The organism is Sphingopyxis sp. C-1, from assembly GCF_001047015.1.
Classification (GTDB): Bacteria; Pseudomonadota; Alphaproteobacteria; order Sphingomonadales; family Sphingomonadaceae; genus Sphingopyxis.
In genome coordinates, this window is record NZ_BBRO01000001.1 from 74190 (window position 1) to 90056 (window position 15867).

Sequence of the window (15867 nt, forward strand, 5' to 3'; positions counted from 1 at the left end):
ACGGCGCGGGAGTTTAATTGGCCGTGAAGTTTAGCGAGACCAGCGCAACGATGAAGAGAAGGACGACGGCAGTGAACACCGCCGTCAGCGCGGTGAAAAGGATCGCGCTCGATGGCCGCCGGGCATAGAGCCCGCCCGCATCGCCTGCGGTCGCGGTGTCGGCAATATCGTCGGCTTCCCCGTCGTGCGGCGCCCGGAGCAGCGCCGCGCTGATCGCGCTCGCGGGGACGGGCGTCAGAAACTCGCACCCAAAGAGCCGGCCTTCGTTGCGAACGATGCGCGCGGGGGCGGCGCCCAGTTCGGGCAGGACCAACAGAAAGGTCTCGCCGATGGAAAAGGCAGCGTCCGTCTCGATCAGCAGGCCGGTTCGCGACAGGTTGCGGATGACGACGGCGGATTCGTCGGTCGCTGAACGCGCGGCGACGTCGAGCCGGAGCGTACGGCGTTCCATCCGCCGACGGTTCGGCGTTTCGACCGGAGCCGCGATATGGGCCAGCAAGGATCTCACCAACGTCTCCTCAGGCGAATAGTCATCGGCCCGAACCCTTAATATTGCATTTTCGCAAGTCGTTTTCCGGCCCGCCGGGTGGATGGAATCCTATCTGCATGCCGGTGTCAGATGCGCTTAACCCAATGCGCAGAATCGGGCCGATTCCCCGCGAGAAGGGTCGGATGTTTGCGACGAGCTGTGTTAAGTTATGGCTCGAATTGGGACGTGAATCGGCTTTTTCGGACGTTCATCCCGGAACGGCTCGATATTTCAAGCCATTGAATAACAGTTCTATTTATTTTTCCCATTGAGCCGGAATGAATGGCTGCTCAGCGCAAATTAACCATTGCTAAAAATGTGTTAACGCGCTTGCGGACTCTCGAGAATCCATGCTCTCCTCATGAGTGGGGAAGGTCCGAGTCGCTCGGACAGAGGTCGCACTGACATTGGTGACAATTTTGCTGTGCCGCTTTTGCGGCAGGGCGAGGTGCGTTCGAGGGAAATTGACATGGATGCTTTCGACAATCCGGCGCGGAATGGAATGACCGGTCCCGAGCGTGACGGCGCATCGGGCGAGCCATCGAACCGGGCGGTCGCGGGCGGCGAGTTTCTGGCCGCCGCCGCAAATGTGACAGCCGCCGCGTCGATCATTCCGCTGGCGATCCAGGCGATCCTCGTTCCCGACGCAAGCGGCCGCATCGTTCTGCCGGCCGGCGCGTCGATCGACGACATCACCATCTCGGGCACCGACCTGATCATCACCCTGCCGAACGGTCAGGTCTTCGTCATTCCCGGCGGCGCGGTCGATGTTCCGGCGATCGTCGTCGACGGCGATACGGTACCCGCCAGCACGGTCGCGCAGTTGCTGGAAAATCTGGGCGAGCTGAATCCCGAAGCCGGCGTCCGCAGCTCGGGCGGCAATTTCGCCGATCCCGAAGGGCCGATCCAGGATGCCTATGCGCTGGGCGACCTGCTGCCCTATACGCAGCTTGCCTTTCCGCAGCCCGAAGAGCGTGAGCTGCTGCCCGATGTTCCCGACGAGGAACCGACGATCGTCATCGTCACCCCGGACCAGCCCGCCGGGATCGCCGCCGCGACCGCGAGCGTCAACGAAGCCGGCCTGCCGGCGCGCGGCAACGAGCCCGCGGGCAGCAACAGCGCCGCGAACAGCGAAACGACGACGGGCTCGATCGTTTATGACGCTGGCGACGGCCTCGACACGCTCACGATCAACGGCACCGCCATCACGGCAGTCGGCCAGGTCATCACGACCCCGCTCGGCCAACTGACCATCACCAGCCTGACGCCGGGCAATGTGGGCTACAGCTACACGCTGACCGACAACACCAACGCGAACAACAATGTGACCGATCCGTTCACCGTGGTCGTCACCGACCGTGACGGCGACACCGCGACCGCGACGCTGACGATTTCGGTCGTGGACGATGTGCCGACCGCGCGGAACGACACCGACCAGGTTGCGGCAGGAAGCTTTGCGCCCGAGACGGGCAATGTCCTGACCGGCGCGGGCACAACGAGCGGCGCCGCGGGCGCCGACACGCCGGGCGCCGATGGCGCCAGCCTCACGGGAATCCGTGGGGCGGGTGGCGAAGGCGGCTTTGCGGCTCCTGGTACGGTGCAGGGCCAATATGGCGTGCTGACGATCAACGCGCAGGGCGGCTACACCTATGTCCGCAATCCGGGCACGCCCGGCGGCGTCAACGACGTGTTCACCTATCAGATTACCGACGGCGACGGCGATACGTCGACGGCGACGCTGACGATCGGCATCGCCGACGCGCCGGCGGTCATCACCTTCGTTCCGGGCGACGGCGAAGGCGACGGCGGGACCATCGTGTACGAAGCCGACCTTGGCCCGCGCGAAGGCGAAACCCCTGGTTCGGCCTTTGCTGGCGGCGAAGGCGGCAGCGACGCTTCGACCAGCGGAACGATCACCTTCAGCGCCGTCGACGGCGTTGGCAGCGTGTCGATCGGCGGCGTCGTGGTGACGCCCGGATCGCTGCCGCAGACGATCTCGAGCGATGCGACGGGAACGCTGGTCGTCACCGGCTACAGCTTCGATCCCGCGACCGGCGAGGGATCGATCACCTATGTCTACACGCTGATCGACAACACGCTCGATGGCGACGGCACGACCGTCAGCTTCGCCCTCGTCGTCACCGACGCCGACGGCGATGCCGCGACGGACACGCTCGACATCGATATCGTCGACGATGTGCCGACCGCACGCGCAGACAGCGACAGCGTGACCGAGGATGGCCCGACGGTGGCCGACGGCAATGTGCTGACCGGCAGCGGCGGCGAAGACGCCAACGGCACCGATGGTGTGGCTGACGTGCAGGGCGCCGACGGCGCGACCGTCACTGCGGTCGCGGGCGGCGCGGTGGGCGAGCCCTTGGCTGGCGCCTATGGTTCGCTGACGCTGAACAGCGACGGCAGCTATTCCTATGTCCTGAACAATGAATCGCAGCCGGTGCAGGGGCTCGCGGCGGGCGAAACGCTGACCGAGACCTTCACCTACACGATCACCGACGGCGATGGCGACACTGCGACCACGACGCTGACGATCACCATCAACGGCGCCAACGACGGCGTCACGATCTCTGGCCTCAATGCCGAAGGCGGCGAGCTCAGCTTTGACGAAGACGACCTGGCCGATGGCTCGTCGCCCGATGCGGCCGCGCTGACGCAGGGCGGCACGTTCGATGTCTCGACCCCCGACGGGCTTGGCAATGTGACGATCGGCGGCGTGCAGGTCGTCGCAAACGGCGTGTTCACCGCCGCGACGGTGACCAGCCCGCTCGGCACGGTCAATATCACCGGCTTCACGCCCGTTACCGGCACCGACGGTTCGGTGATCGGCGGCACCTTTACCTATGAATATGTCCTTTCCGACAACACGCTGACACATGGCGCAGCTGGCGAAGACAGCGTCACCGACAGCTTTGCCGTCGTCGTCACCGACAGCGACGGATCGACCGCTAACGGCAGTCTCGATGTGCGTATCGTCGACGACGTCCCGACCGCGCGCGACGATGTCGATAGCGTGACCGAGGACAGCGGAAACGGCGACAATCCGCCGACCGCCGATGGCAATGTTCTGACCGGCTTGGGTGGCGGCGACGCCAATGCGACCGACGGCGTCGCCGACACTCAAGGCTCTGACGGCGCGACCGTGACCGCCGTCAGCGGCGGCTCGCTGGGCGAGGCTTTCGCCGGCGCCTATGGCTCGCTGACGCTGAACAGCGACGGCAGCTACACCTATGTACTGAACAATCAGGCACAGCCGGTACAAGGCCTCTCGGCGGGCGAAACGCTGACCGAGACTTTCACCTACACGATCACCGACGGCGACGGCGACACCGCGACCGCGACGCTGACGATCACGATCAACGGCGCCAACGACGGCGTCACGATCCGCGGCCTCGACGCCGAAGGCGCCGAGCTGCTTGTCGACGAAGACGATCTGCCCGTGCGTCCGGGCGAAGCGCCGGGGTCGGACACGACGCCCGACGGCGTGACCGACAGCGACAGCTTCACCGTCTCGACCCCCGACGGCATGGGCACGGTGGTGCTCAACAGCTTCAACGGCGTCCCGCTTGGCGCGCCGCTGACGCTGGTCGTCGCCAATGGCAGCTTCACGCCGCAGTCTGTTGCCACCGCCTATGGCACGCTGAACGTTACCGGCTTCACCGCGGTGACCGGCGCCGACGGTTCGGTGATCGGCGGTACCTTTACTTACAGCTACACGCTCACCGACAACCGCGCCGATCATTCGGCGGCGGGGCAGGACAATCGCACCGACAGCATCGGGGTGACGGTCACCGACATCGACGGCAGCAGCGCCAGCGCGACGATCGACATCCGTATCACCGACGACGTTCCCGACGCGATCGACGACGCCGCCACGCAGACGGTCGAAAATGCACCCGTCACGATCGATGTACTCGCGAACGACGTACAGGGCGCCGACAGCGTCCAGCCGTCGGCGGTCCAACTCGTCGCGGGTTCGCTCACGGGCAGCGGAACGCTCGTCAACAATGGCGACGGCAGTTTTACCTATACGCCCGGTGCGCAGGAAACCGGCCCCGTCACCTTCCAGTACCGGATCACCGATGGCGACGGCGACACCGACGTCGCCACCGCGACGATCAAGCTGGTTGCCGATTCGGCGCCGCAGATCCGTACGCCCGTCAATGTGACGGTCGACGAGGATGGCCTTGCTGGCGCGAATGCCGACAACGGCCTTGCCGGTGAAGTCGCCTCGACTGGCAGCGCGAGCGCCAATGGCACGATCACCGTCGATTTCGGCAGCGACATTCCCGCAACGCTTGCAGGTTCGCTCGTCCTTAACGACAGCGCCGCGCTCGATGCGAATCTGACCGTCGGCGGCGTTCCCGTCACCTTCGCCAAGGTCGGAAACGACCTCGTCGGCTCGGTGGGCGGCAATGAAGTGATCCGCATCGCGCTGACCTCTGCCGTTGCCGGCCCCGGCGCGACCGAGGTAACCTATGGCTATACGGTCACTCTGTCGCAGGCGATCGACCAAGCTGTCCCGGGCAGCGAAGACAGCGACTTCCTGCCGGGCATCGGCTTCACCGTCACCGACAGCGATGGCACTCAGTCGTCGGGCTCGTTCGGCGTCACGATCGTCGACGATCTTCCGACGCTCAATGTCTCCGACACGCCGGTCAGCGTCGCCGAGGGCGCGACCGCGAACGGCACCTGGACGCTCGACCGCGGCGCCGACGGCGTCGCATCGGTCAATGTGACCTTCGGCAGCGGCAGCGCGACCTTGTCGCTGGCGCCCGGCAGCAGCGTGTCGATCGCGCAGCCGACCGGCACGCTGACGGTCAACGCCGACGGCACATTCAGCTTTGACGCCGCAGGCAATCAGAACAACGCCGCGAATCCGTCTGCCAGCTTCACCCTTTCGGCGGTCGATCGCGACGGCGATCCGACGTCGGACAGCCTGACGATCGCGATTACCGACGGCGCCGATCCGACGGGCGCGACCCCGATCACGCTAACCGTGAACGAAGCTGCGCTCGCCGACGGCAGCGATCCCGCGAGCAACGCCGAAACCGCCAGCGGCAACCTCAGCTTCACCGCCGGATCGGACACGCTTTCGGGATTCGCCTTCACCGGCGTTGCAGGCCTCGTCGCCAATCTCGACGGCGCGGGCACCGACATCTTCTGGACGCTGGCACCCGGCGGACAGACGATCGTGGGCTCGCTGACCCTTGGCGGTCCCGCCGCAATCACGATCAGCCTGACCGCTCCCGCCAGCATCGCACCCGGCGCGACCGCAAATGCCACGGTCACGGTGACGCTCGCCGACAATCTGCCGCACGCGATCGCCAATGCAGCGCAGACGCAGGCACTCGGCAACGTCACTGTACAGGCGACCGACACCGACGGTGACATCGCAAGCGGTGTCGTCACGGTGCAGGTTACCGACGATGTACTGACCGCGCGTGCCGACGCCGACAGCGTGACCGAGGATGGCCCGCTCACCGCCGACGGCAATGTCCTGACCGGCAGCGGCGGCAGCGATGCGAACGCAACCGACGGTGTCGCCGACACGCGCGGCGCCGACGGCGCGACCGTCACCGGCCTTGCTGGCGGCGCGGTGGGTACGCCGCTCGTCAGCACCTATGGCACGCTGACTCTCAATGCCGACGGCAGCTATTCCTATGTGCTGAACAACGCGAATACAGCGGTTCAGGGCCTCTCGGCCGGTCAGACGCTGACCGAGTCCTTCACCTACACGATCACCGACGGCGATGGCGATCCGGCGACCACCACGCTTACGATCACGATCAACGGCGCCAACGACGGCGTGACGATCAACGGCCTCGCCGTCCCTGGCGGCGAGGAAATCGTCAACGAGGATGATCTGGCCGACGGCTCGTCGCCCGACGCGGCGGCGTTGACCCAGACGGGCAGCTTCACCGTCACCGCGCCCGACGGGCTGGGCAATGTCACCATCGGCACCGCGCAGGTGATGACGAACGGCGTCTTCACCCCCGGCCTGACGACGAGCAGCCCGCTCGGCACCGTCACGATCACCGGCTTTACCCCGGTGACCGCCGCTGACGGTTCGGTCATCGGCGGTACGTTCAGCTACAGCTATACGCTTGCCGACAACACGCTGACGCATCCTGCTGTGGGCGAAGATACGGTAAGCGACAGCTTCGCCGTCACCGTCACCGACAGCGACGGATCGAGCGCGAACGCCAGCCTCGACATCACCGTGATCGACGACGTCCCGACCGCATCGGCCGAGCCGAACCAGAATGTCGCCGAGGGTGCGACGGTCACCGGCACGCTCGATTTCGTGCAGGGCGCCGATGGCGCGACCGTCACGCAGATCAACGGAACGGCGCTGGTGTTCGGCGGCGACGGCTTCTCGCAGGCGATCGACATCGGTGCGGGCACGATCCAGGTCCGGGCCGACGGCAGCTACAGCTTCACCGCTGATCCCTCGGTCGCCGGTACCGGCACCGCTTCGGCGACCTATACGGTGCGCGACGGCGACGGCGACACTGCAACCGCGCCGATCAGCTTCACGATCACCGACGCCAATGTTCCGACCGCCGGCACGACGCTGGCTTCGGTCGACGATGACGCGCTGGCGGGTGGAAACCCCGCCAGTGCGACCGGCGACCTTGCCGATCCGAACAGCGACGGCGACAATAATCAGGCGACCTTCAGCGGTCTGCTCAACCTCAGTTTTGGCGGCGACGGCGCGGGTTCGGTGAACTTTGCGGCGATGAACGGACTGTTCGTCAATATCGGCCAGGAATCGGTCCAGCTCGCGTGGAACGCCGGCACCAACACGCTGACCGGCACCGGCCCGCGCGGCGCCCTGTTCACGGTCGAGGTCACCAATCCCGCGACCGGCGCATATCGGGTGACGCTGCTCGACAATGTCCTGCACACGCCCGGCGGCAACGAAAACGACGCAACCGCAACGCTTGGCTTCACGGTCATCGACAGCGACGGATCGACCGCACCCGGCACGCTCCAGATCACCTTCGACGATGATGCGCCGACGGTGGTGGCCAGCGGTACCCAGCCGACGCTGACGGTCGATGAAACGACGCTCGGAACCGATGCTTCGACCAGCTTCGCGTCAGTCTTTACCCCGACCTTCGGCGCCGACGGTGCTGCCGCCAGCAATTCGGTGACCTATGCGCTCGGCGTCTCGGCCGGCGCGACCGGCCTTGTCGACAGCGCGACGAACGAAGCTGTGGTGCTGACCGTCAACGGCGGCGTGGTCGAGGGCCGCACCGCGACAACCAACGCGCTGGTCTTCACGGTCAGCGTCGGCGCGAACGGAATGGTCACGCTCGACCAGGTCCGTGCGGTCATGCACAGCCCGAACAGCGGCGCGAACCAGTCGACCAGCCTGTCGGCCGACAATCTGATCACCCTGACCGCTACCGTTACGGACGCCGATGGTGATACCGCGACGGCGACCGCCAACATTGGCCAGAACCTGGTTTTCAACGACGATGCGCCGGTGGCGAACGACGATGCGGTCGGCCTGACCGAAGGCGGCCCGATCTCGGTCATCTTCGACGTCGATACGAATGACAGCAACGGTGCGGACGGCTTTGGCAGCCGCACCTTCACCAGCCTGACCGGCACCTACGGCACCATCACGCTCAACGGCGACGGCACGCAGACCTACACGCTGAACGCAGCGGGCCAGGCGGCAATCGCGGCGCTGGCGCCCGGAGCGACACTTACCGACGTCTTCACCTACACCCTGACCGACCTCGACAGCGATAGCGACCCCGCAACGCTGACGGTCACGCTGACGGGTGATGACGACGGCGTGACGATCACCAACCTGACGCCTGCGGCGCAGGGTGGTGACGTCACGGTGGACGAGGACGACCTGCCGAACGGTTCGTCGCCCAATGCCGCGGCGCTGACCGCAACCGGAACCTTCAATATTTCGGCGCCCGATGGCGTTCTGAACCTGTCGGTGCACGGTACGCAGGTGATCAACAATGGGGTCTTCACCGCCGCGACGATCACCACCCCGCTCGGCAACACGCTGAACATCACCGCCTATAATGCGGCGACGGGGCAGGTGACCTATACCTACACGCTGACCGGCGCTGAAACCCACGCGACGGGTGCGGACCAGAACAGCCTGTTCGAGAATTTCACCGTCTCGCTGACCGATACCGACGGCGACAACACGACCGGCACGCTTTCGGTCAACATCGTCGACGATGTCCCGACCGCCGCGAACGACACCGACAGCATTGCCGCCGGCCAGTTCGGCCCCGCAACGGGTAACGTCATCACCGATGCCGCCGCAGGCGATGTCGGCGACGGCGACACCGGCGCCGACACGCGCGGCGCCGACGGTGCGGCGGTCTCCGCGATCGTCAGCGTCAATGTGCCTGCAAACGGCGACACGACTGCCGATGGTCTGGGCAATTTCCAGGTCAGCGGCCAATATGGCGTGCTCACGATCAACGCCGACGGAAGTTACAGCTATACCCGCAACGCCGGGACGGCTGGCGGCGTCAGCGACGTCTTCACTTATACGCTGCGCGACGGTGATGGCGACACCGCGACCGCGACGCTGACGATCAGCATCGCCGATGCGGCGCCGGTGACTGCGGCCAATCTGACCGCGCTGCTCGATGACGATGCGCTTTCCGGCGGCATCGCCGGCGGCACGGGCGACGACGTCAATTCCCAGAACACCAGCGGCACGCTGGGCGGTTCTGGCGGTGACGGGGCGCTGACCTTTGCGTTCCAGACGACGGGCGCACCCGCGGGCTTCACCTACCAACTGTCGGGCAACAACCTGTTAGTGAATCAGGGCGCGACGACGGTGCTGACCGTCACCCTCAATCCCGCGAACGGCGCATATTCTGTCACGCAGAATGCGCCGATCATTCACGCGGCGGGGCTGGACGAGAATAACCAGCCCTTCACGCTCACCTATAGCGTCACCGATATCGACGGCGACACGGCGACCGGCACGCTTGGCATCAACGTCGATGACGATACGCCGACGGTGACGCTGGCGGCAGTGAACGAAGCCAGCGTCATTCTGACCACGCAGGATGCCGAGACGATCGGCGCGGCGAACGACAGCGCGGTTTCGACCGCGAACTTCGGCGGCGTCTTCACGCTGACATCGGGCTATGGGGCCGATGGCGCGGGGACGACGACGGTTGGTTATGCGCTCGCCCTGGTCGGGGCAAACGGCACCGACTCGACGCTCGACAGCAACGGCGCCTCGATCTTCCTTTATGCGGGAGCGGGCGGCACGATCGTCGGCTCGACCTCGGCGACCGCTGGCGGCGTGAACGCCGGGAACACCATCTTCACCCTCGGTGTCAACGCGGCGACGGGCGTAGTCACCCTGACCCAGTTCGCCGAGATCGATCATGCGCCGAACAGCGACACGTCGGCGCCCTACGACGACCAGTTCGCCAGCCTTGCGAACGGCCTCGTTCGCTTGAACGGTACCGCGACGATCACCGATGCCGACGGCGACAGCCAGACGAGCACGGCCTTTGTCGACCTTGGCGGCAATATCCGCTTCGCCGACGATGGCCCGTCGATCGCAGCCGGTACGCCGCTGCCGACGCTGACCGTCGACGAATCGAACTTCGGCCTCAACGCAGTCGGTGCGGCGGTATTCACGACCAATTTCGGCGCCGACGGCCCCGGAACCGTGACCTATGCGCTTGGCGTTAACGCCGGTTCGACCGGCCTCGTCGATACGGCGACTGGACAGAATGTCGTGCTGACGCTCGTCGGCGGCCAGGTCGTCGCCACCGCCGGCAATGGCGGTCCGACGGTCTTCACGGTCGCGGTCGACGCCAGCGGCAACATCACGCTCGACCAGATTCGCGCGATCGCACATGATACTGACGGCGGTCCCGGCGCGGCGCATGACGATGCGAAAACGCTCGCGGCTGCGAACCTGATCACGATCACGGGAACGATCACCGACGGCGACGGCGACAGCGCGCAGGCGTCGATCAACATCGGCCAGCGGCTGACCTTCAAGGATGACGGCCCGACGACGACAGCCGATTCGGGCACGACGACCGAAGCGACGCTCGATTTCAACGCGGCTTTCGTGCTCGATTTCTCGGGCAGCATCGACGACGGCGAGCTCAACGTCATGCTCAACGCGGTTCGCGATGCGGGCTTGCTGTTGTTCGCCAATTCGAGCGGCGACGTCTCGATCCGCATCATCGGCTTCTCGTCCGGTGCCGCCAACCTTGGTGTCTTCACCGATCCGGTCAGCTTCGTGAACGCGATCGACGATCTCAATCCCGCACAGGGCGGTACGCGCTACGCCAACGGCAACACCGACTTCACGGCCGGCATCCAGCAGTTGATGAGCGTCTATGTCCCCGATCCGACCGCCAGCAACCAGGTCTTCTTCCTCAGCGACGGCAACCCGAACGAACAGACGGGTCCGGGCGGCAGCTCGCTGACCGCGGCGGTCGCGACGCAGTGGAACAGCTTCGTCAACGACAATGACGTCAATGTCACTGCGATCGGGGTCGGTAACGGGATCACGACCGCGCGTCTTCAGGACATCGATGTCGACGGCCAGGGCGCGCCGATCCTTGCCGCCGATTTCGACGATCTCGTCCAGACGCTGCTCGACATCGTCGTTGCCTTGCCCGTGACCGGCGATCTCGACGCCAACGACAGCTTCGGCGGCGACGGCGGCCGGATCCAGTCGATCACGATCAACGGCACGACCTACACCTGGGACGGCAACAACACGATCACGCGCACCGGAACGCTCACGGGCAATGTGTCGGGCAACAGCATCACGGCCACGACGCCGAACGGTGCGGCGCTGTCGCTGAACTTCGCGACCGGCATCTGGTCCTATGCACCGCCCGCGAATCCGACGGTGGGTTCGGAAGTGTTCGGCTATTCGGTCGTCGACGGCGACGGTGACACGGCGGGTTCGACCCTGACCGTGACGGTGGCGGCCGGCGGCGGTCCCGGCGCGGGCGCCATCGCGATCGCCGATATGGTCATCACCAACGCGAGCGGTTCGGGCGCGGCGATCCAGATCGCCGAGGCGGCGTTGCTCGCCAACGATCAGGCCGGAACGACGATCACCGGCGCCGCGAGCAATGTGACCGATGCGGCCAGCGTAACGCGCGGTGGCGGCTTCTTCACCTTCACCGACAATGACAGCGACGGCGGCAGCTTCTTCTATTCGACGACGCCGTCGGATTCGGCACGCGTCACGGTTGACCGTGCACAGGCGGGACAAACCACGCTCGACGGCACCAGCGCCAGCGACATCCTTATCGGCCGCGACGCCAACGCCGACACGATCCTCGCGGGCGACGGCAATGATCGTCTCTATGGCCTTGGCGGCGCCGACACGCTGAACGGCGGGCTGGGCGCGGACACGATGACCGGCGGGGCGGGCGCCGATACGTTCGTGATCAACACCGGCGAATCGCGTGCGGTACTGGCCGGCACGGGTAACAATGGTACGATCAGCGGGTTCGACCGGATCACCGATTTCGACACCGCGGCGGATACGCTGAACCTGCAGGGAAGCCCGTTCGCGGTTGGCAATACGGCCGGCACCAACGGCACCGATTCCGCCCTGACGGTTGGCGGTGTCGCCATCAGGTCGCACGCGATTAGCAACGGCATCATCACCTTCGATGACGTCAATAACTTCTCAAGCGCGCTGACGCTCACGACCGAGGCCCATGTCGCAGCGGTCGTCGACTATCTGCAACGCAACGATCTTGGCAACGGCGGGGCTACAGTGGCGTTCGTCGCCGGGGGCCGGACCTTCGTATACGAACAGGTCGGGAATTCGCCCAACGCCGCCAACGATATATTGGTCGAACTCCAGGGTGTCTCGCTCGCCAATCTGACGACGCTCATCGGCTCGCGCGTTACACCCATCACGCTCGATCTGGATGGCGACGGGCTCCAATATGTCGCGTCCTCGGCGGGCGCCGCCTTCGACTATGATGGCGACGGCGTGCGTGAGGCGACGTCATGGGCCGGCCGCGGCGACGGTATTCTCGTTCGCGACGCCAATGGTGACGGGATCGCCAATAATGGGGGAGAGATCAGCTTCTCGGTGGCCGGTTCGACCGACCTTGAGGGTCTGCGCCTGCAATATGACAGCAATGGCGACGGCAAGCTGAGCGCCGAGGATGCGGAGTTCGCAAGCTTCGGCGTCTGGCAGGACGCCAACGGCAACGGCATCTCCGATGCGGGAGAATTCCGCTCGCTGACCGACCTTGGCATCGCCAGCATCGCGCTGACCTCCGACGGCAAGCCCTATCTTGCCGCGGATGGCGAAGTCATCGTCCATGGCGAAGCCAGCTTTACGCGCACCGACGGCAGCACGTCGGCGGTGGGCGACGTGTCCTTCATCACGCCGCGCGCCGCGAACGATGTCGAACGTACCGCCGGCAACCAGGCGCTCACCAGCTCGCTGGTCGCCGCGTCGCTGATCGTCGCGGTTCAGGAGGCCCAGCCGGACAGCGCGGCGCCGCCGGTCGTTGCGGCCGCGGATGAGGCGACGATCGCTCAGGTGGACGATGGTGTCGCAGCAACCGCCACCGATGCTCCCGCGACCGCAACGCCGGCGAATGCGGCAAGCGACAGCCATATGGAAACGGCGCCAGCCGCCGCGCCCGATACGGCCACGCTTCACTCCGACGACACGAGCCCCGCGGCGATCGACGGTGCGCAGGATAGCGGCTGGCGTAGTGAAAACACCGATGATGCCGATGCCGGCGACGCGGATTCGCTGGCCGACATGATCGCCGATCGTGGCTCGCTCGATCCGGGAACGATGGATGGCCTGCTGTCGCTGGCGGCCGCGCCGGTCGAGGCGGTTGCAGCCGGCTCCGACGTTGCAGCACATGATCCTGCGGCGACCGCGGTGCTCGCCGAGGTGCTCGAAAACGGCGGCAGCACGGTCGATCAGTTGATCCATGCGGTCACGGGCGGCCATGAACCGGTGCAGATCTCGGCCGGTGAAGCGCCCGCTTTCGATCTGGCGCAGTTCCTCGATCAGAAGATCGCGCCCGACGTGGCGTTCCCGACCAGCCAGCCGCTGGAAGCGGAGCTTCACAGCATGGCGGCTGCGTGAGCGAGCAATTTCAAAGACCATTAGAACAGAGAATAACGGGAGGCGATACGAGTATGGCACATCAACGGGGAAAATGGATGGCGGGGGCATTTGCCGCGCTGGCCTTGGCCCAGCCTGGCGCCGCACAGGCGCAGGCTCTTGCCGATCTGCCGATCGATCAGGTGCGAACCGAGGTTCAGACCCGGTACGACGCGGCGCTTGCGCTGACGATCGACCGGTCGGTCGTCGCCGCGAACAGCAATGTTTATACCTGGGCGTCGGAGGCCAAGGTTCAGTGCGGCATTGCCAAGGGGTTCCTCAAATCGAATACGAAGGACGCCGAAAGCCTGCGTCGCTGCGATTTCGCTTATGGCATGATGACCAAGCAGCCGCAGCCGGCACCGGAGGCTCCGCTTGTGCCGCCGGCTCCGCCGACGACCGAAAATTGCCCGCCGGTGGTCGCCTCGACCTTCTATTTCGATTGGGATTCGACCGTCGCTCCCGCCGATGCGAGCCAGTCGGTCGCCTTCATGGCGGAAAATCGCACGCGCTGTGGTTGGCGCAACTTTACCGTCGTCGGTCACACCGACCGGTCCGGTCCCGATCCCTATAATGAGGGGCTTGCGATGCGCCGGGCGCGCGTGATCGCCGACATGATGGGTGCCGTGGGCATTCCCGCCGACACCATTGCGGTGTCGGGCATGGGTGAACGCAAACCGCGCGTTCAGACGCCGGATGGCCAGCGTACGCCGGAAAACCGGCGCGTTGAAGTCGAAGTGAATGGGGGACAGTGATGAAACCGCAACATAAGCTCGCCGGCTTTGTCTCGGCACTCGCCATATCCTTCTTCGCCGCCTCGGCGTCGGCCGAACCGACCAGCATGCAGAATGTCATGGCGGTCGCTATCGATTCCAACCCGCAGATCAATCAGGCGGAAATGAACAAGCAGGCGATCGAGTTCGAGCTCGAACAGGCAAAGGGCCTGTATCTGCCACGCGTCACGCTCGAAATGTCGGCGGGGGTTCGCCGGCTCGAAAATGCGACGCGCCGCAACCTCGGCATCGCCAATGACGAGCTTTATCCGCTCGAAGCTTCGCTGCGCGCCGACCAGACGCTGATCGACTTCGGGCGGCGGCATGGCGAAAAGCTGCGTCAGGCGGCGCGCGTCGACGGCGCTGCGCTGCGCGTCCTCGAACGCTCCGAGTTCATCGCGCTGCAATCGGCGCGGCAATATCTCGACGTTCTGCTCCAGCAGCGCGTGGTCGCCGCCGCCGAAGACAATATGACGTTCCACAACAGCCTGGTGTCGGACCTGTCGAGCGGCGTGACCGCCGGATCGATCAGCGTCGCCGACCTCCAGCAGGCGCAGGAACGCGCCAAGGCAGCAAGCGTGCGCGTGTCCGAAGCAAAGGAAGCGCTCCAGAATGCCAAGATCGAGTTGCTCGCGCTGAGCGGCCTCGAAGTCGATGATGTGCAGATGCCGCCGGCGATGGCAGAAAAGCTGCCCGTGAGCCTGAGCGAAGCCGTCGGCCTGACCCGGACGCGCCACCCCAAGGTGCTTGAAGCGCAGGCGGACGTCGATGCCGCAAATGCCGAGGCAAAGAAGGAAAAGGGCGACCTGTTCCCGACGATCGGCCTCGAACTTTCGGGCCGGATCGGCGACGATATCGACGCGTTCCGGGGCGAGACGAACGACCTGCTCGGCCGTGTCGTCATGCGCTGGGACATTTTCGACGGCGGGATCAACCGCGCGAAATATCAGGAGATGGTGCGCCGCGCGAGCGAGAGCCGTTTCCGCCTGCACGAAACCGAACGCAATGCCGAGGCCGATACGCGCCGCGCGTGGAACAGCCGCGAAACGCAGACCGCGGTGTTCCGCGACCTCGTCGACCAGAGCAAGTCGACCGACGAATTGTTGCTTTCCTACCGCGAGCAATTCTCGGTCGGACGGCGTTCGCTGCTCGATGTTCTCGATGCGCAGAACACGCGCTTCAACGTCCAGGTGCGCGCCGAAACCGCGCGTTTCTCAGAGATGTTTGCGGTTTATCAGATCCTCGCATCGACCAACAGCCTGCTGGAGGCGTTCAACCTGACCGCACCCGAATCGCGCCGCGTCTATGCGCGCGAGAAGGTTGGTTACGGCCCGCCGGCTCCCGCCGAACTCCAGCGTCGCCGTTACCCGCAATAAATTCTTGGTGGATTGATTCTAAGTAGAAAAATT

4 protein-coding genes are annotated in these 15867 nt (G+C 65.4%); 3 read left to right on the forward strand and 1 reads right to left on the reverse strand.

Going from position 1 to position 15867, the window contains the following annotated elements:
* Positions 1-13: 13 nt before the first annotated feature.
* On the reverse strand, positions 14-508 hold the full coding sequence (locus SC1_RS00265) for a PilZ domain-containing protein (RefSeq protein ID WP_152682252.1): 495 nt from the start codon (positions 506-508) through the stop codon (positions 14-16).
* A gap of 490 nt (positions 509-998) precedes the next feature.
* Here SC1_RS00265 and SC1_RS00270 point away from each other — a divergent pair, with 490 nt between their 5' ends.
* From SC1_RS00270 to SC1_RS00280, 3 genes are all read left to right on the forward strand, one after another.
* Positions 999-13667 carry an S-layer family protein gene (locus tag SC1_RS00270; protein WP_062176032.1) on the forward strand — a complete coding sequence of 4223 codons (12669 nt, stop codon included), beginning with the start codon at positions 999-1001 and terminating at the stop codon, positions 13665-13667.
* A gap of 77 nt (positions 13668-13744) precedes the next feature.
* Positions 13745-14440, forward strand: coding sequence for an OmpA family protein (locus tag SC1_RS00275; RefSeq protein ID WP_062176035.1), 696 nt, complete (start codon positions 13745-13747; stop codon positions 14438-14440).
* A complete protein-coding gene (locus SC1_RS00280) occupies positions 14440-15834 on the forward strand; it encodes a TolC family protein (protein ID WP_062176038.1) in 1395 nt (464 codons plus the stop codon). Before SC1_RS00275 ends, SC1_RS00280 begins: the two co-directional genes overlap by 1 nt.
* The last annotated feature ends 33 nt before the right edge of the window (positions 15835-15867 follow it).

Coding starts and splice junctions, on each gene's coding strand:
- SC1_RS00275 (WP_062176035.1), top strand. CDS start 13,745: ATGGCGGGGGCATTTGCCGCGCTGGCCTTGGCCCAGCCTGGCGCCGCA.
- SC1_RS00270 (WP_062176032.1), top strand. CDS start 999: ATGGATGCTTTCGACAATCCGGCGCGGAATGGAATGACCGGTCCCGAG.
- SC1_RS00280 (WP_062176038.1), top strand. CDS start 14,440: ATGAAACCGCAACATAAGCTCGCCGGCTTTGTCTCGGCACTCGCCATA.